This window comes from Undibacterium sp. Ji42W, from assembly GCF_049340405.1.
Lineage (GTDB): Bacteria > Pseudomonadota > Gammaproteobacteria > Burkholderiales > Burkholderiaceae_D > Undibacterium.
Map to the genome: position 1 here is coordinate 516,500 of NZ_JBMPOV010000004.1, position 17,301 is coordinate 533,800.

15 protein-coding genes are annotated in these 17,301 nt (G+C 50.3%); 2 read left to right on the forward strand and 13 right to left on the reverse strand.

Features of this window, described 5'->3' with window-relative positions; translation table 11 throughout:
* Positions 1-5: 5 nt before the first annotated feature.
* From ftsB to ACO0LG_RS11905, 9 genes are all read right to left on the reverse strand, one after another.
* Positions 6-332 carry a cell division protein FtsB gene (ftsB, locus tag ACO0LG_RS11865; RefSeq protein WP_423026490.1) on the reverse strand — a complete coding sequence of 109 codons (327 nt, stop codon included), beginning with the start codon at positions 330-332 and terminating at the stop codon, positions 6-8.
* Between the two features lie 105 nt (positions 333-437).
* On the reverse strand, positions 438-1,721 hold the full coding sequence (gene eno, locus ACO0LG_RS11870) for a phosphopyruvate hydratase (RefSeq protein WP_423026492.1): 1,284 nt from the start codon (positions 1,719-1,721) through the stop codon (positions 438-440).
* Positions 1,722-1,730: 9 nt separating this feature from the next.
* Positions 1,731-2,012: a hypothetical protein gene (locus ACO0LG_RS11875; RefSeq protein ID WP_423026494.1), complete on the reverse strand. Its 282-nt coding sequence runs from the start codon at positions 2,010-2,012 to the stop codon at positions 1,731-1,733.
* Between the two features lie 178 nt (positions 2,013-2,190).
* Positions 2,191-3,837 (reverse strand): CTP synthase, encoded by a 1,647-nt coding sequence (locus ACO0LG_RS11880; RefSeq protein WP_423026496.1) that lies wholly within the window; start codon positions 3,835-3,837, stop codon positions 2,191-2,193.
* A 111-nt stretch (positions 3,838-3,948) separates the two neighbouring features.
* Positions 3,949-4,893 (reverse strand): lipid A deacylase LpxR family protein, encoded by a 945-nt coding sequence (locus ACO0LG_RS11885; RefSeq protein WP_423026498.1) that lies wholly within the window; start codon positions 4,891-4,893, stop codon positions 3,949-3,951.
* Between the two features lie 30 nt (positions 4,894-4,923).
* Complete coding sequence (locus ACO0LG_RS11890) at positions 4,924-5,739, reverse strand: alpha/beta fold hydrolase (RefSeq protein WP_423026500.1); 816 nt, start codon at positions 5,737-5,739, stop codon at positions 4,924-4,926.
* A gap of 15 nt (positions 5,740-5,754) precedes the next feature.
* The gene (locus ACO0LG_RS11895) at positions 5,755-8,199 is read right to left on the reverse strand and encodes a DNA internalization-related competence protein ComEC/Rec2 (protein WP_423026502.1); all 2,445 of its coding nucleotides are present in this window, start codon (positions 8,197-8,199) and stop codon (positions 5,755-5,757) included.
* Between the two features lie 3 nt (positions 8,200-8,202).
* Positions 8,203-9,009, reverse strand: coding sequence for a TatD family hydrolase (locus tag ACO0LG_RS11900; protein ID WP_423026590.1), 807 nt, complete (start codon positions 9,007-9,009; stop codon positions 8,203-8,205).
* A 48-nt stretch (positions 9,010-9,057) separates the two neighbouring features.
* Positions 9,058-9,858: a hypothetical protein gene (locus tag ACO0LG_RS11905; RefSeq protein WP_423026504.1), complete on the reverse strand. Its 801-nt coding sequence runs from the start codon at positions 9,856-9,858 to the stop codon at positions 9,058-9,060.
* 129 nt (positions 9,859-9,987) lie between these two features.
* Here ACO0LG_RS11905 and ACO0LG_RS11910 point away from each other — a divergent pair, with 129 nt between their 5' ends.
* Positions 9,988-10,734, forward strand: coding sequence for a transcriptional regulator (locus tag ACO0LG_RS11910; protein ID WP_423026506.1), 747 nt, complete (start codon positions 9,988-9,990; stop codon positions 10,732-10,734).
* Positions 10,735-10,760: 26 nt separating this feature from the next.
* Here ACO0LG_RS11910 and ACO0LG_RS11915 read toward each other — a convergent pair whose 3' ends face one another.
* From ACO0LG_RS11915 to ACO0LG_RS11925, 3 genes are all read right to left on the reverse strand, one after another.
* Positions 10,761-11,561, reverse strand: a complete 801-nt coding sequence (locus tag ACO0LG_RS11915) for an N-acetylmuramoyl-L-alanine amidase-like domain-containing protein (RefSeq protein WP_423026507.1) — start codon at positions 11,559-11,561, stop codon at positions 10,761-10,763.
* A gap of 257 nt (positions 11,562-11,818) precedes the next feature.
* Positions 11,819-12,313, reverse strand: coding sequence for a ribonuclease E activity regulator RraA (rraA, locus tag ACO0LG_RS11920; RefSeq protein ID WP_423026509.1), 495 nt, complete (start codon positions 12,311-12,313; stop codon positions 11,819-11,821).
* Positions 12,314-12,357: 44 nt separating this feature from the next.
* On the reverse strand, positions 12,358-13,590 hold the full coding sequence (locus ACO0LG_RS11925; RefSeq protein WP_423026511.1) for an MFS transporter: 1,233 nt from the start codon (positions 13,588-13,590) through the stop codon (positions 12,358-12,360).
* A 167-nt stretch (positions 13,591-13,757) separates the two neighbouring features.
* Between ACO0LG_RS11925 and ACO0LG_RS11930 the strand changes: the two genes are divergently transcribed.
* The gene (locus ACO0LG_RS11930) at positions 13,758-14,543 is read left to right on the forward strand and encodes an AraC family transcriptional regulator (RefSeq protein WP_423026513.1); all 786 of its coding nucleotides are present in this window, start codon (positions 13,758-13,760) and stop codon (positions 14,541-14,543) included.
* Positions 14,544-14,676: 133 nt separating this feature from the next.
* On the opposite strand, the gene clpB is transcribed toward ACO0LG_RS11930, so the two are convergent.
* The gene (gene clpB, locus ACO0LG_RS11935; RefSeq protein ID WP_423026515.1) at positions 14,677-17,280 is read right to left on the reverse strand and encodes an ATP-dependent chaperone ClpB; all 2,604 of its coding nucleotides are present in this window, start codon (positions 17,278-17,280) and stop codon (positions 14,677-14,679) included.
* Between the last annotated feature and the right edge of the window lie 21 nt (positions 17,281-17,301).

The window sequence follows — 17,301 nt, forward strand, 5'->3', positions numbered from 1 at the left end:
ATTAACTAAGGCTTAGCTTGCGCGGGTAGCACTGCCCCTGTAGTTGTCGATGCAGGGGAATTGGCATCCAGAATTTGTACGAAGATTTCGTTTTTCTTGATCATGCCCAGCTCAAAGCGGGCGCGCTCTTCCACCGCGTCTGTACCATTTTTTAAATCCTGAACTTCGGATTCTAGTTTGCCATTGCGTTCTTTTAATTTTTCGTTATTTCCTTTTACCTGCGCTACCTGCCTGTCCAACTCCCAGACACGCAACCAGCCCCCCTTACCCAACCACAGCGGGTATTGGATCAACATCAGCAGGGCAACAAAGGAAAGAGCTATCAAACGCACGGATAATTAAAGCAAAAAAATAAAAATAAAACCAATCTGTTTCCAAAAGCAGAACTACAAGAAAAAGGGGAACCCCGTTCCCCTTTTTATTTGCACGATACCAGATTACTTCAGATTATAAAAGGCGTCGCGACCAGGATAGCTGGCAATTTCACCTAAATCTTCTTCAATACGCAGCAATTGGTTGTATTTTGCCATACGGTCAGAACGCGACAAAGAGCCGGTCTTGATTTGTAGGGCATTAGTACCAACCGCGATATCAGCAATAGTGCTGTCTTCTGTTTCACCAGAACGATGGGAAATCACGGCGGTATAACCTGCACGTTTTGCCATTTCTATGGCTGCAAAAGTTTCTGTCAGGGTACCGATCTGGTTGATCTTGATCAGGATGGAGTTAGCGATACCTTTTTGTATGCCTTCTTTCAGTATCTTGGTATTCGTGACGAACAAGTCATCGCCGACGATCTGGACTTTCTTGCCCAGTTTTTCAGTCAGGATAGCCCAACCGTCCCAATCGCCTTCAGCCATGCCATCTTCGATGGAGATGATAGGATATTTATCTACCCACGTTGCCAGCAGATTGGTAAAGTCAGCAGAAGATAAGGTCAGGCCTTCACCTTCGAGGTGATATTTGCCGTCTTTGTAGAATTCGCTGGCTGCGCAATCCAGGCCCAGGGCGATTTGGGTGCCTGGCTCGTAGCCAGCAGCTTCTATCGCCTGGATAATCAGTTTGATGGCAGCTTCGTGGTTATCTACGGAAGGCGCAAAACCACCCTCATCACCAACTGCTGTTGTCAAACCTTTGTCATGCAATATCTTTTTCAGGGCGTGGAATACTTCTGCACCGTAGCGGACTGCTTCACGGAATGATGGGGCACCAACCGGGATGATCATGAATTCTTGAATATCCAGATTATTGTCAGCATGTGCACCACCATTGATGACGTTCATCATAGGCACAGGCAATTGCATCGCGCCTGAGCCGCCAAAATAGCGGTACAGTGGCAAGCCTGCTTCTTCAGCAGCAGCTTTGGCAACAGCCATGGACACAGCCAGCATGGCATTTGCACCCAGGCGGCTCTTGTTTTCAGTGCCGTCCAGATCGATCAGGGTACGGTCAAGAAATGCCTGTTCATTCGCATCCAGACCCATGATGGCTTCTGCGATTTCGGTATTAATGTGTTCGCAGGCTTTCAAGACGCCCTTACCCAGATAGCGCGACTTGTCACCATCGCGCAGCTCTATCGCTTCGCGGGAACCAGTGGATGCGCCTGAAGGTACAGCAGCACGGCCCATGACACCAGATTCTAGCAAGACATCACATTCAACAGTTGGGTTACCGCGCGAATCCAGGATTTCACGACCGATAATATCAACGATGGCACTCATTCAATTCTCCTAAACAATCAAAATATCGAACAAAATAAAACGAATCTGACTTGCGTCTGCATCTGCGGGCCTCTGATATGGCTTGGTCACAGATAAATAAAGCAGTAATGAATTTGCTACTTCAAAATAATGGTGCAGATAATACTCCATTACTCTGGTTCGACGAACTGAACAAAACTTTATTCTTGCCGCTTTTTTGCGCTGGTAAGCAAAAAAACCTGTTTCACTACAGGACAAATCAAGCAAAAGCGGATTTCCGGAATCCTGCGCTTCATGTGCAATGCTTTTCATCGCTCAGCTCAAGCACAGCAACAACATTCTTTCAGGCAACTCAGTACCGTTTTGCGAAAAAGGCGAACCGCATAGTGGCTCGCCTTTTTAATTAGGATTTAGCAGGATTTATTAATAACAAGCAAACCAGCAATCAAAAATCCAGGCTGGTTCAGGCCTGCATTAAATCCGTACAATCTCATGCCTTGTTAGCTTCTTGCGCATTTTTATGCGCTATCGCCGCCCTGGCGAAAGAGATAAACAAAGGATGGCCGTCACGCGGTGTCGATTTGAACTCAGGGTGATATTGCACACCCAGATACCAAGGATGCACATCACGCGACAGCTCCATGATTTCGCACAAATCTTCTGTCGGTGTACGGGCAGACACGATCAAACCAGCTGCCTCGACACGGCCCAGATAATGGTTATTGGCTTCATAGCGATGACGATGACGCTCAGTCACGACATTGCCATAAATCTCTGACGCCAGCGTGCCAGAAATAACCGCACAAGTTTGCGCTCCCAGGCGCATGGTGCCGCCGAGGTCAGAATTTTCATCCCGAGTCTCAACTTTACCGTCATGGTTTTGCCATTCATTGATCAGGGCAACCACTGGCTGTTCTGTCTCTGCATCAAACTCTGTCGAGTTTGCCATGGTGAGGCCTGCCTTGTTACGCGCATATTCGATCAGGGCAACTTGCATACCCAGGCAAATGCCCAAGTAAGGGATTTTGTTTTCACGCGCATAACGGGCAGCGAGAATCTTGCCTTCTACGCCGCGCTTGCCGAAACCACCTGGTACCAGGATGGCATCGTATTTTTCCAGCGACTTGGTACCGTGCGCTTCAATTTCTTCAGAGTCAACGTACTCAATATTCACACGGCTCTCAGTGTGTATACCGGCATGACGCAAGGCTTCTGTCAAAGATTTATACGACTCTGTCAGATCGACATATTTACCGACCATACCGATAGTGACTTCTTCTTTCGGATTTTCGAGCGCATAGATCAATTTGTCCCACATGGCCAGATCAGCTGGTTTTGGTGACAAGCCGAGTTTATCGCAAACGATTTTATCCAAGCCCTGATCGTGCAACATCTGTGGAATCTTATAGATGGTATCGGCATCCCATACAGAGATCACTGCTTCTTCAGCCACATTGGCGAACAGGGAAATCTTGGCGCGCTCATCATCAGGGATAGGACGGTCAGCACGGCACAATAAAGCATCCGGGAAAATACCGATTTCACGCAGTTTTTGTACGCTGTGCTGGGTAGGCTTGGTCTTCAATTCGCCGGCAGCGGCAACATAAGGCACCAGCGTTAGATGTACGAAAGCAGCCGCATTGCGGCCAGCGCGCAAACTCAGTTGACGGGCAGCTTCAAGGAAAGGCAGGGATTCGATATCGCCGACCGTGCCACCGATTTCAACCAGGGCAACGTCAGCACCTGCTGCGCCACGGTGGATGAATTCCTGAATTTCATTAGTGATGTGCGGAATAACTTGCACAGTCTTGCCCAGGTATTCGCCGCGGCGTTCTTTGCGGATAACGGATTCATAGATCTGGCCAGTGGTGAAATTATTCACCTTTTTCATTTTGGCTGTGATGAAGCGCTCATAGTGACCCAGATCCAGATCAGTTTCAGCACCGTCATCGGTCACGAAAACTTCGCCATGCTGGAATGGGCTCATGGTACCTGGATCCACATTGATGTAGGGATCAAGTTTGAGCATAGTGACTTTGAGACCGCGCGATTCAAGGATCGCAGCGAGAGAGGCAGCGGCAATACCCTTGCCTAAAGAGGAGACTACGCCCCCCGTAACGAATACAAACTTAGTCATTGCAGAAGGTGCCGAACGGCACAAGCGGGAAATTCGAATTATACATCACTAAGCCATGATGTGCGAGAATTCCCGCTCGCAATTACCGTGAAATTTCAGGAACAGGCAGACTTACATTGCATAAATAAATTGCAATCTTGCAAAATTCTGCGCGCCCTGGCCATTGCTTAATTCCTTGATTTCATTGCTGCGACGTATAAAGGATGCTGATGCGCCATAGTTTTCACCGCGCCATAAATAGCCTATCTCAAACTCACCAACCAGACTTTTGGGTTTGACTGCAGTAGCCTGATCATTAAAGTAGCCGCCCTGGATACTTGCATTGTAGGCAACAGCCTTAAGCTCGGTACGCAAGAAGCCATAGCTGGCCCGTTGCTCAGGCAACGCATTCAGGCTGCCAGCACGTATCATCAACTCTGCGCTGGCATCCGTGAAGATATTGCCAAAACGTCCTTTCAGACGCGGGGCTATATCCACATTGGATATAGCCGCGATACGGCCAGGTGAATATTCACCTGACAGAACCGCACCCCATTCGTTGCGCAACTGCGTACTCCAACCTTGTGGCAAGGGCTGCTTTAATAATCTGTGCAAGTGCGTCTGCGTCCACTCGCCTCCGGCGCAAGGACCCAGGCATCCGATATCCAGACCCAGGCGCTGGCTGCTGCCATTGGCTTCATTCTTTTCACGATACACGCCCGCAAACAACCAGCCAGCATAAGGGTGGTCAATTTTGGCAATCTGATTTGGAGTCAGCTTGATATCAGATGCGGTGTACAATTCCTGTCCCCATCGCCAACCATAAGTCAGGGCCTGTGTGGCATCGGCCTTAGTAAAGCTCTGCCCTATTCTATTACCGCTGGTGTAAAAGCCATCCTCTTTCCTGAACAGCAGGCTGTCATTATCGATATCCACTTGCCAGGTCGCCTTGCCGGTCTGGCGCACCTGCGTGAACTCATTCCAGGATGGCAAGGTCTCTTGGGCAAAGACACTCACCGTGAAGAACACCGCTGCCAGTGAAGCGGAAAATTTCAATACAGGCTTGATTTGATTCATGTAGATGTCGAGATAAAGTTTATAGGAAGCTTATGTTGCACTTAGCTTCATGCGTTCCAGCATTGCCAGCACGGCAGCGGCAGTTTGCTCAGGCACTTCCATGGGAATCAGATGTCCACCTAGAATAAGCACGTAATTATCGCCCATTAATTTCTTTGTCGCTTTTGGGCCAGCTTGCCGGCATTCTATGGATTCAGTACCACCAACAAAACCAACTGGCACATTGGGCGGCCGTCTGTTCAATCTGCCCAAACCATCCGGCAGGGTACGGTAGATGGCCGTTTCCACTTCGCGGGTAAAGCGCAAGGTAACACCCTCCGGGTGCGGTTTAAGGCCGGACCTCATATAGTCACGCAAGACTTCTGGCGGCCAGATTGCAAACATCTCCTTGGAGGCAAAGTGCTGATAAGCTACTTCTTCGTTTTTCCAGAGATGCCGCCGCCTTTCTGAAAAGCGCGCAGGTGAAAATTTTTTGTCGAGGCCAAGTGCTTTAAACAGTCGTAACAACATCGCCCGCCAACCAGACACTACAGGCGAATCCAGTACCACCACCCCACGCACCAGGTCTGGCCTGGCCCTGGCAGCCATCAGGGACAAAATGCCGCCCAGTGAATGGCCGAGCAATATCACGGGTTGCTGATAACTTGCCTGCAAAGTGTCTATCAATTCTTGCACCAGATTACGCCAGCCATCTGTCACAGGATATGCCGGATTGTGGCCGACCATATCAGTGACATGGACATCATAGGAGGATCGCAAATGATCGAGAAACACGCGATATGTCCCGGACGGAAAACTATTGCCATGGACAAAATGGATGATGGGTTTTACGGTAGTCTCGTTCATAAAAAGGGCATAGCATTACCGGTCAAACCAGTAACGCGCGTTTTCCTGTCTGAATTGTGAAGTTTTCAATGATGCGCCAAATTGTATGCTGATTGCACCCGATTCATCTGTTCTTAGACGTTTTATTCCAAAATCAGCATAGCGCTGGAAAACTTCTGGCTTGGGATGATGGTAGCGGTTCAGGTAGCCTACCTGGAAAATTGCCAGCTCTGGCTTCACAACTTTCAGGAAAGGCTCGGTAGATGATGTACCGCTACCGTGATGCGGTGCCAGCAAGACATTTGCCTTGAGTTTTTGCGGTATGGCATTGACCAACTCATCTTCCTGTATGGCCTCTATGTCACCCGCCAGCAAGATGGAATGCAGTGTGGTGGAGACCTTTAATACACAGCTACGGGCATTCGGTTTCCATTTCGTACTTTCATAACTGGCTGTGCCGGGTTGCAAGACTTCAAAATGTACGCCGTCCCAATCCCAGAATTGTCCACCTACACACCGCCTGTGCTGCTGTGCAGTTTGAACGATGGGACTATCAAGACTCAGGGACGTACTTAAAAGGCCTACAGGCAAATGCTTGAGTATGCTTAAGGCCCCACCAGAATGGTCATTATCATTATGAGAAATCATCATGGCATCAAGCTCATTGATGCCCCTTGCATGCAGATACGGCAAAATCACCCGGCTGCCGCTATCTGAATCTGGCCCCAAACCGGGGCCGCTGTCATACAGTAATCTGTGATGCGAGGTCTCCAGCAATAAAGCCATACCCTGCCCCACATCCAATGCCGTCACGGCCAACTCTCCCTCTTCTGGCTTTTGCGAAGTCTGCAATAACAATGGCAAGCAACAGACCAGCCCCAGCCAGCGCAAAGGCCATGCGCTGGGGGCTAGCAGCCACAATACTCCAGCCATGGCAAGCGCAAACAGCCAGAACGAGGGGATAGGCGCAGTCCACACGGCATACGGCAAGGCGCTAAAGTAAGTCAGGAAGCGTGCCAGAAAATCCACGAAGACATGGGCAATTTGCAGCAACCATACTGACAAGGGCGCAGGCAGGATACTGCCAACCAAGGCAAGCGGCGTGACAACAAAACTGACCAGGGGAATAGCGATTGCATTCGCCAGCGGGCTGATGAGAGATATCTGGCCAAATAAAAACATGGTCAGCGGTATCATACCCAGGGTCACTGCATATTGCATCAGTGATGCCGAGCGCAAAGAAACCATTAAGCCAGCAACACGACTTTCTTGCGGCTTGACGCGCCCTTGCCCTCCGGTGGCAAAAACGATGACGCCGACAGCAGCAAAGGATAACCAAAAACCCGCAGACAAGACCGCCCACGGATCTGCCAATACAACCAAGCCCAGCGCCAGACTCAATACAGCGGAAAAACTGCTGATGCGTCCCGCCCATATCGCCACCGCCACCACACTGAGCATGATCAGCGTTCTTTGTGCAGGCAACCCAAAGCCAGCCAGGGCAACATAGACCAGCGCCATCAGCGCACCCGCCAACGCCGCCGCCTTTTGTGCAGGAAGGCGCAAGGGTAAAGAAAGATTGAGAAAGAAGGAACGCCGCCAGAAATAAAACACCATGCCAGCGAAGAGACCTGCAACCATGGTGATGTGCAAGCCTGAGATACTGATCAGATGGCCTATGCCCACCCGGTTGAATATAGTCCAGTCAGATTGAGGGATTTCGCGCTGATCGCCAACCACTAGGGCGACCAGTACACCGGCATAGGGTTGGCCAGGCAAGGCGGCGTGGATGCGGTCGCGCAATCTGGCGCGGCTGTATTCCACGACATTGTTGATACTCCAGACAAAATCAACCAGCTTGCGGTTATAGGTAACCGCATCCGGTTCAAATTTATCAAGGCGAACGGTGCCAGTGGCGCGTATGCCCTGCTCCAGCAGCCAAGCTTCATAATCAAAGCCAGCGAGCGGATTGGCATTGCCATGCGGGCGCTTCAGCCTTACCTTGAATTGCCAGCGTTCACCCGGCTGGACTGTCGCTACTTGTCGCATGTCACTACCGCGGTCAGCACCATACCAGGACAAAGCAACTTTGGATGGCCAATGCGCGATGCTGGTCAAATCACCGGCGCCATCAGCACGTACCTGCTCTACCGCGAAATTGAATCTTTGCCCTTGTTCAAATTGAAAAGGCAGGCTATCTATGGTGCCGCTTACTATCACATCCTGGTTTTCCCATTTTTTGGGCAATTCTTCGCGCATATAAAAATGTGCATAAGCGCTGGCCCAGACAAAACCCAATGTGGCCGCGACCGCAAAGCGTGTGGGCAGATGTACCCAGGGTGCAGGTTTATATTTAACGAGAAAAAGAATGATGGCTAGTGATGAAACCACCATCAGTACCAGCAAGTTGTAGCTTGACAGCTCTGCCTGTTGCTGCAAAATGGCGACGCCCAATACAAAGCCCAACATCACTGCCCGCACAGACTACCTCCGTTGCATGCGAGGCATGACGTGCATGGCATTGGCCGTGGTTGCTTGCGCCACCTCATTCAGACTCAGATGACGCAACTCTGCCAGCACGGCCCCAATTTTAGGCAGTTGGTCTGGGGTATTGGCGCCCTCAGGCAACCAGCTTGGCGGAATATCGGGCGCATCTGTTTCCAACACGATGCTAGACAAGGGCAAGTCAGTTGCCAGCCTGCGTATCTGCAAGGCACGCGTGAAAGTCATGGCGCCGCCAAAGCCCAACTTAAAACCCATATCGATGAAGGTCTGCGCCTGCTGTGCACTGCCGTTAAAAGCATGCGCAATCCCCCCCCTGACTTTGATGCGCCGCAAATGTTTGAGGATAATGTCTTGCGAACGCCTTACATGGAGCAGCACAGGCAAATCAAAATCCCTGGCCAGCTTCAGTTGTTCTGTATAGAAGTATTCCTGTTTTTCCTTCAAAGGGCTCAGGGTCAGAGCAGGTACAAAATAATCGAGGCCAATTTCGCCTATGGCTACCAGCTTTTTGTGCGTATCTGCGCCAGCCATCAACTCGCTTACTTTTTCGCGCAGGAACAGCAAGTCATCTTCTTGTGAAGTCGGCACATACATGGGATGTATGCCCAGGGCATAAAAACAATCGGGCCGCTGCTCGCCCAACTGGATGACAGTGTCAAAATTGCTTTTGTGAACGGCAGGCACGACGATTACCGACACGCCTGCCTGCGCAGCAGCTTCTGCCACAGCCAGCGATGTGCCGCCAAACTCACTTGCATCGAGATGACAGTGGCTATCTATCCACATAATATCCATACATAGCTTCAAACCCAGGCTAATTGATTAATAGCCTGATTATGAAGCAGTTTGCCTGCGGACTACAATTTTTTGAACAGGCACTCTTGTTTGTACTTCCTGTTGAGCACGCCAGCGCCAGACTATCAGGCCTGCCGCCAGGGCTGCCAGCAAGTGCTTGAGACTGTGCCCACTCATGAACTGGAGGTGCTGCAAAATCTGACCATCCAGCATTTCAGTGATTTTTGCAATCACGTATAAAAACATCGCTGCGCCAAATGCCAGGCGGTCTGCACGTTCTGCTTTCCATATCCATTGCCATAATGGGATCAATACCAGAGTTAAACCCTGTATCAGTAAATAGGGGCGCAAGTCACCTGTCTGCTGCCACCATACCACAGACATCAAAGCTCCCATCAATAACAATACCAGCTCCATGAAGGCTTTACGCGCATCCATGCTTGGCAGGATATCTGCCCTGACTGCCGCCAGCAAACTACAACAGGCGAAGGCAATGGGCAATCTATCCCAAAACAGGCGCGCATCGTCAGGTGCCAGGTGATAATAACTGGAACCCACGGTAGTGGCAGCGATGCTGAGGGCAAAGACGCAATAAGCGGGGAATGCGATACCAACATCAGCCTTGCGATATTTCTCCACCAAAAACCAGCCTCCAGCCATGGCCGCTATCGCAAAACCAAGATTGGTCAACACATCAATGGCATGAGGTATCCCTACCCAGTCCGACTGGTCGGCAAAGTCATGGTAATGCGCGAGCTGGGCAATCGGCCCGTGCAACAACAATGCAAGGGCAGCCAGCGCCGAAATCAACAAAGGCAGCGTACGCAATCCAGTTTTCATTTTCCCCACCTATGTTTTAACAGAGAGGTAATTGTGGAGACAGGAAGCAAATAATGTAACTAATACTGCTAAAGTAGCGACATACAATAATCGAAGTATCAAATCCCGCAACCTTGCGCATGCAAAACCATGACTGAAATCCGGCAATTATTGAACAACATCAAGCAGCAATTGAAGCTGCAAGGTAAAACATACAGGGACGTGGCTGTGGCCCTGGATTTGTCCGAGGCCAGTATAAAACGCCTCTTGAGTGCCGATAATGGTGCCAATATGAGCATAGAAAGACTGGCACAAATCAGCCAGTTTCTGGGCTTTAGCCTGATGGAGATCACGCAGGAGGCAAATGCCAGCAACACCCGTATCCATAACCTGAGCCCTGCGCAGGAAAAGGAATTGGTTTCTGACACAAAACTGTTACTGGTGGCAGTTTGCGCCCTGAATCACTGGAAATTTGAAGAAATCCTGCACGTCTACCAACTCAGTGAAACAGAATGTCTGAGCAAACTCTTGCGTCTGGACAAATTATGCCTGATCAGCCTGATGCCAAATAATCGCATACGCTTAAATATCGCCAGGGACTTTGACTGGCTGCCACATGGCCCCATACGCCAGTATTTCCACGACACAGGCATGGCAGATTTTCTGGATGCACCCTTTAGCCATGAATATGAATCACAACATTTCATACACGGCATGTTGACAGATGCAGCCGCTGAAAAATTTCAGGCTGAGATACGCCAGCTCAGACAAAAGCTGGCTGAGCTACATACCGAGAGTTTGAGCAGCCCGCTCAAGAAAAGGCGAGGCACCGCCGTATTGCTGGCGATGCGCGAATGGGAGCCAGCCAGTTTTACCGGTTTGCGCAAAAAACCTTAGTGTGCCCTAGTTTAGGTTTACTGCGCCTACCTTGGCCTTGGCAAAGTGACAGCACCGGGTATGACGATATCGTCGCGCAAACGCAAGAATTTAAAACCTAGCAAGCGGCGTGGCTTTGCCTGCTTGCTGGTCCTGGTTCTTTCATTGGTACGGTTGATGAAAGTATCAAAGCTCTCTTCCTTGACCTGTGGTTCACCAGAGTTCAGGAAGTTGCGCTTGCCATTCGCATCAACCACGATCAGGCCGACATGGGTGATGGATTGATATCCATCTTTGTCCGATACCACGTTCACAAAATCACCATCGCGCAATTGATCCAGTACGGCACTGACCTTGTCGGCTTTGACATAAGCTTCATGGCTGGTTTGCACTGGGATAGCAGTTTCTTTATGGTGCTGCTCGCGCAGGAATTTTGCCCTATCGACGACGATATCATAGCTCGCCACTTTGTCTGCGCTAAAACTTGCACTGACATCTTTAAGCAACCAGGCGTTATTGGTATTCCAGTCCACTTCCGTGTAATGATTGCGCGTGACCACACCGATCAAACCGTCTTTGTAGCGTATACGTTGCAGTGTCCAGAAGAATTCTTCCCAGGAACTGCTCAAGGCCATGGCATAGGTATGTTCAGCAAACACCAGGCAATCGCTATGCGTCAGGCTATACAAGGGCAAGTTGTCATGCAACTCGAAAGGAAATTCTCCCAGCAGGTTCAACTTGTAGGGCTGGCCTATATTTTTTCTGGCGATGATGGCGATGCGCTGGCGCAAATCGGGCACATTGGCATGTAAGTACGCCAGGTACTGATCCACCTCTTGCGGCGTCATCTGGAAGATTTTTTTACTCTGAAATGGCTCACTAACCGATTTGGCAGATGTTGCGCTCTGCTTATCTTGTGCTTGAGCAGGCGCAGTGATCGATAAAGTGGAAGCAAGGGCAAGAACCAATAAGCGAAGAAACATAAAATAATAGAATAAATGGCAGGGTTCAGACTTTATACCATAGCCTGCGATTCCCCTGCCCGAAAAAAAACGCATACCGCCCCACAGGCCGTATGCGTTCACACCCGTCCAGGCATTATCAATCAGACCAGCGCCTGCCTGGCTACCAGGACACCATCGGCATCGGCATAGATCCAGTCACCGGGTTTGATCGCAACACCTGCAATATTAATGCGCGCATCCCTCATGCCGCCGCCATGTTTTGCAGCACGCAAAGGCATGGGTGCCATGGCCCTTACACCGATATTGCAGGCATTAATTTCATCCACATCACGGATGCAACCATGCACGACAATACCTGCCCAGCCATTTTTTTCAGCCAGCGCCGCCAAATTACCGCCTACCAGTGCGCAACGGAAACTGCCACCACCATCTATTACCAGGACCTGGCTATTGCCTGGTGTTTCCAGCGTTTCCCTAACCAGCACATTGTCTTCAAATACTTTCAGCGTCACTGCCTGGCCGCAGAATTTGATGACCGCACCATAACGCAAGAAGATAGGTGGGATGACAGCCAGTTCATGCGTGGCAATCTTGTCTTCGTTGGCATCACAAATATCACAGGTAGCAAAGCTCATGATTTATCCTTGTTGGTCGGGAAGCCTATTCTAACCAGCTATGCTCAGGCCGCCAATGCCCTGGTCTTGCTACCGACATTGACGGCCGTCAATATTGCCAACACCTGGAAGAAGCCAACGCAAATAAATACCCAGGATGGATGATGCGCATCCATGATCGCACCAAAAATCAACGGTGCCACCGCCAGACCAGAATCAAGACCGGAATAAACTATGCCATACACACGGCCAGTCGCATTCTTGGGAGCAGCAGCACGTATCATCAAATCGCGTGAAGGACCGGCAACGCCAGAACCAAATCCTATTGCACCCATGAGCAAAATAGCGATGCCTGCATTCACAGCCCCACTGGCCAGTATTAGCGAGAAAATCCCGGCAAAGCTGAATGCCAGCGTAATTGTCCTGTCATGATGCGTAGTTTTAGCTGCCAGAAAACCACCCCACAACATGCCGCCAGCCGAAGCCAACATATACAGCGTATAGGCCGTGGTGGCAGAACCCAGCGACATGTCATACATCTGACGCAAGCTGGCGGATGAAAAACTTTGTATGCCACCCAATGCCATGGCAATCATGAAGAAAAACCCGAAGCACATCCACACTGCGGGTATGCGCATAAAATCCATCGCGCCCTCAGCAGCTTTGGCTGCATGTGCGGCACTTTGGTGTTGCACTACGTCAGTGCGCAATAAGTCCAGGTAAAAAACCAGAATTGCCAAAACGGTAAAAGGCAGGAAAGCGGCACAAAGCAAGGCCGTGCGCCAGGTTGTCAGACCGGCGATAGTCACCAGAAACACCGGCGCAGCAGCCCACCCCAGATTACCAGTGATGCCATGCACAGAGAATGCATAGCCTAGCCGCTGGCTAGATACTTTTTTATTGAGCAAGGTGTAATCAGACGGATGGAATACGCTATTCCCTACCCCGGCCATCATCGAACCCATCAAGAGCATGCTGTAATTTTGTGACAGCGACAAGACCAAGGCAGCCACTCCGAGGCAACTGATGCCAAAAAATAGTACTGCCCTGGCTCCGACTTTATCGACAATAAATCCGGACAAGGCCTGCCCTATCCCAGAAATCACAAAAAAAACTGTCATCAGCAAACCGAGCTCGGCAAAAGACAGGGTGAATGCATCCTTAATCCAGGGGAATAAGGGGGCCAGTATCATATGAAAAAAATGAGAAATGCCGTGCGCCAGGCCTACCAGGCTGATCACCATGACGTCTTTTTTAATATTTTCAGGTGCTACCTGACTGCTTGCTGCTATTGTCATTTAATTCATCTCCTGTTTTCACGCGTTATTCAGATGGCAAATACGCTTTCATGCACACACTGTATGCAAATTCGCGTAGTCTGATTTAAGATAGATAGACAATTTTTATCGAATTTCCGCCAAACAAAAAGTAACGCTGACGTTGCGCTACATAGACCAGAAAAATCATGGCAATTGACATCCTGACAGATACCCGCCCGCAGGCACCAGACAAACGCCCCACTCCCGAGCGCCCGGTGCGTCTGGCGGCAAGGAACTTGCCAACGGAAGAAATCATCAGCATGCATAGTCACACATGGGGACAGTTCACCTACACGCCGCAGGGTATGATGCAGATACTGGCGAACAACAATGCCTGGTTTGTGCCACCGCTACGGGCAATCTGGATACCGCCGAATGTGGCACATGAGGTACGCATCATAGAACCTTCCCATTTGCGGCTGCTGAATATCCATGCCGATTTTGCACCATTTCGCGGTTCGGATTGCCTGGTATTGGAAGTCTCACCATTGCTCAGGGAATTGATCGCCTGCATGGAATTGATAGAAGTCGCCAGCCCGCGTGAATATCATATTGCTGCTGTCGTTATGGATGAATTGCAAGCAGCAAAAGCATTGCCCATACGCCTGCCCATGCCCAGAGATAAGCGACTAAAAAACCTGTGTGAAATTTTGCTGGCAGACCCGGCCTCTGGCCTGACGATGGAAGACTATGCAGTACAGGTAGGCGCATCTTCACGCACGCTATCACGCCTGTTTGAGCAAGAACTTGATATGTCATTCACTGCATGGCGCCAGCAAATGCGCTTATCGAAAGCATCGCCATTGATTACCAGCGGCTTGCCTTTATCGCGAGTGGCGTCTGAACTTGGCTATGCAAGCCAGTCGGCATTTTCTGCCATGTTCAAAAAAACCTTTGGTGAATCACCTTCAAGTTTTTTTAAGCGGAAGTAGCAATGAGTCACAACGCAACCTGGACGATTTTGCGTCAAGTTCAAATAAAAAAAGGGCAGCACTTTCATGCTGCCCCAACTTGCGTTCCTACTCAGGTATAGACCAGTAATGCATACCCAAGTTCAATTTATTTTCAAGCCAGTTCGCCAGCTTTGCTAAACACGAGTTCATGATCTTTGGCATCAATCGCGATAATATCCTTGGGACCAAATTTGCCTTGCAATATCAGTTTCGACAAGACATTTTCTATCTCTTGCTGGATGGCGCGTTTCAAAGGCCTTGCCCCATACACAGGATCGAAACCTGCCTCTGCAATTTTTTGCAAAGCGTCTTCGCTGACCTGCAAACCCATGTCCATCTGCCGCAAACGCTGCTCCAGGGTTTTTAGCTGTATCTTGGCAATCGCGCCTATGTTTTTTGCATCCAACGCATGGAAAACCACGATTTCATCTATTCGGTTGATGAATTCAGGACGGAAATGGGTCTTGACTTCACCCATCACCGCCATCTTGATGACTTCCGGATCACTGCCTTCCATCGCCTGTATCTGATGCGAGCCCAGGTTGGATGTCATGACGATCACGGTATTTTTGAAGTCCACCGTGCGGCCTTGTCCATCTGTCATACGGCCATCATCCAATACCTGCAGCAACACGTTAAACACATCATGATGCGCTTTCTCGACTTCGTCCAGCAAAATGACGCTATACGGTTTACGTCTTACAGCCTCGGTCAGATAACCGCCCTCTTCATATCCCACATAGCCAGGTGGCGCGCCAATCAGACGGGCAACTGAATGTTTTTCCATGAACTCACTCATGTCGATACGGATCAAGGATTCTTCCGTATCAAACATGAAATTCGCCAGTGCCTTGCATAACTCGGTTTTACCTACGCCAGTCGGCCCAAGGAACAGGAAAGAACCGTAAGGGCGGCCAGGGTCACCAAGGCCCGAGCGCGAACGACGGATAGCATCGGACACCGCAGTAATCGCCTCATGCTGGCCAACGACACGCTGGTGCAAGGCGTCTTCCATATGCAATAATTTCTCGCGCTCACCCTGCATCATACGTGACACGGGTATACCAGTTGCACGCGACACAATCTCGGCAATTTCTTCTGCACCAACCTGGGTGCGCAAGAGTTTCATCTTGCCACCATCTTTTTGGTTTTTATCCGCCTGGATATCCGCATGCTTGAGTTGGGCTTCCAGCTCGGGCAATTGGCCGTACTGTAATTCAGACATGGTTTGCCAGTCGCCGCGGCGTTTGGCCTCATCCATTTGCAAACGGATTTTTTCTATTTCTTCCTTGATATGGGTGCTGCCCTGTACCAGCGCTTTTTCTGCTTTCCAGATTTCTTCCAGGTCAGCATATTCCAGCGACAGTTTGCCTATCTCTTCTTCAATCAAGACCATGCGCTTCTTGGAGCCCTCATCCTTTTCGCGTTTGACGGCTTCTTTTTCTATCTTCAGCTGTATCAAACGACGATCCAGCTTATCCATGACCTCTGGCTTGGAATCTATCTCTATCTTGATCTTGGCCGCGGCCTCATCGATCAGGTCAATCGCCTTGTCTGGCAAGAAGCGGTCAGTGATGTAGCGATGTGACAATTCAGCCGCCGCGACAATCGCCGGATCGGTAATATCGACACCATGATGGACTTCGTATTTCTCTTGCAAGCCACGCAAGATTGCTATGGTTGCTTCTACACTAGGTTCATCCACGATGATCTTTTGAAAACGACGCTCCAGCGCTGCATCTTTTTCTATATATTTGCGGTATTCATCAAGCGTGGTTGCACCTACGCAGTGCAATTCACCGCGTGCCAGTGCTGGCTTGAGCATATTGCCAGCGTCCATCGCACCTTCTGCCTTGCCTGCACCTACCATGGTGTGCAGCTCATCAATAAAGACGATGGTCTGGCCTTCATCCATGGCGATTTCCTTGAGCACGGCTTTGAGGCGCTCTTCAAATTCACCTCGGTATTTGGCGCCTGCCAGCAAGGCAGCCATGTCCAGCGACAAGACCCGCTTGGATTTCAGGCTGTCTGGTACTTCACCATTGACGATACGCTGCGCCAGACCTTCAACGATGGCCGTTTTACCCACGCCAGGCTCACCGATCAATACAGGGTTATTCTTGCTGCGACGCTGCAAGACCTGGATGGCGCGACGGATTTCATCATCGCGGCCGATGACAGGATCAAGCTTGCCCAGACGGGCACGCGCAGTCAGGTCCATTGTGTATTTCTTTAAAGCCTCGCGTTGCCCTTCGGCATCCTGGCTATCTACATTATTGCTGCCGCGCACTGCGGCAATGGCTGCCTCCAGTGCCTTGCGGGTCAGGCCATTTTCGCGTGCCAGTTTGCCTGCTTCAGACCTGTCATCGGTCAAGGCCAGCAAGATCATTTCACTGGCAAGGAACTGGTCGCCACGCTTTTGCGACTCTTTGTCGGCCAGATTCAGCAAACCCACGAGTTCGCGCCCGGCCTGGACCTGACCATCAGTGCCGCTGACCTTGGGCAAGCGCTCCAGAGCCGCTTTCAAGGCATTGCTCAGGGCTGCCACATTCACCCCAGCCCTTTGCAGTAAGGAATGGCTGCTACCATCATCCTGGTTGATTAATGCCAACAAGACGTGCACAGGTTCTATGTATTGGTTATCATTGCCGACTGCCTGACTTTGCGCATCGGCGAGCGCTTCTTGTAGCTTGGTCGTTAATTTGTCGAGCCGCATGACTCTCTCCTGAAGAATTAG

What these genes read in the sequence shown, in the direction of transcription:
- ACO0LG_RS11885 (WP_423026498.1), bottom strand. Translation starts at nt 4,893, where the DNA reads ATGAATCAAATCAAGCCTGTATTGAAATTTTCCGCTTCACTGGCAGCG.
- ACO0LG_RS11900 (WP_423026590.1), bottom strand. Translation starts at nt 9,009, where the DNA reads ATGTGGATAGATAGCCACTGTCATCTCGATGCAAGTGAGTTTGGCGGC.
- clpB (WP_423026515.1), bottom strand. Translation starts at nt 17,280, where the DNA reads ATGCGGCTCGACAAATTAACGACCAAGCTACAAGAAGCGCTCGCCGAT.
- ACO0LG_RS11880 (WP_423026496.1), bottom strand. Translation starts at nt 3,837, where the DNA reads ATGACTAAGTTTGTATTCGTTACGGGGGGCGTAGTCTCCTCTTTAGGC.
- ACO0LG_RS11925 (WP_423026511.1), bottom strand. Translation starts at nt 13,590, where the DNA reads ATGACAATAGCAGCAAGCAGTCAGGTAGCACCTGAAAATATTAAAAAA.
- rraA (WP_423026509.1), bottom strand. Translation starts at nt 12,313, where the DNA reads ATGAGCTTTGCTACCTGTGATATTTGTGATGCCAACGAAGACAAGATT.
- ACO0LG_RS11875 (WP_423026494.1), bottom strand. Translation starts at nt 2,012, where the DNA reads ATGAAAAGCATTGCACATGAAGCGCAGGATTCCGGAAATCCGCTTTTG.
- eno (WP_423026492.1), bottom strand. Translation starts at nt 1,721, where the DNA reads ATGAGTGCCATCGTTGATATTATCGGTCGTGAAATCCTGGATTCGCGC.
- ACO0LG_RS11910 (WP_423026506.1), top strand. Translation starts at nt 9,988, where the DNA reads ATGACTGAAATCCGGCAATTATTGAACAACATCAAGCAGCAATTGAAG.
- ACO0LG_RS11930 (WP_423026513.1), top strand. Translation starts at nt 13,758, where the DNA reads ATGGCAATTGACATCCTGACAGATACCCGCCCGCAGGCACCAGACAAA.
- ACO0LG_RS11915 (WP_423026507.1), bottom strand. Translation starts at nt 11,561, where the DNA reads ATGACGCCGCAAGAGGTGGATCAGTACCTGGCGTACTTACATGCCAAT.
- ACO0LG_RS11905 (WP_423026504.1), bottom strand. Translation starts at nt 9,858, where the DNA reads ATGAAAACTGGATTGCGTACGCTGCCTTTGTTGATTTCGGCGCTGGCT.
- ACO0LG_RS11890 (WP_423026500.1), bottom strand. Translation starts at nt 5,739, where the DNA reads ATGAACGAGACTACCGTAAAACCCATCATCCATTTTGTCCATGGCAAT.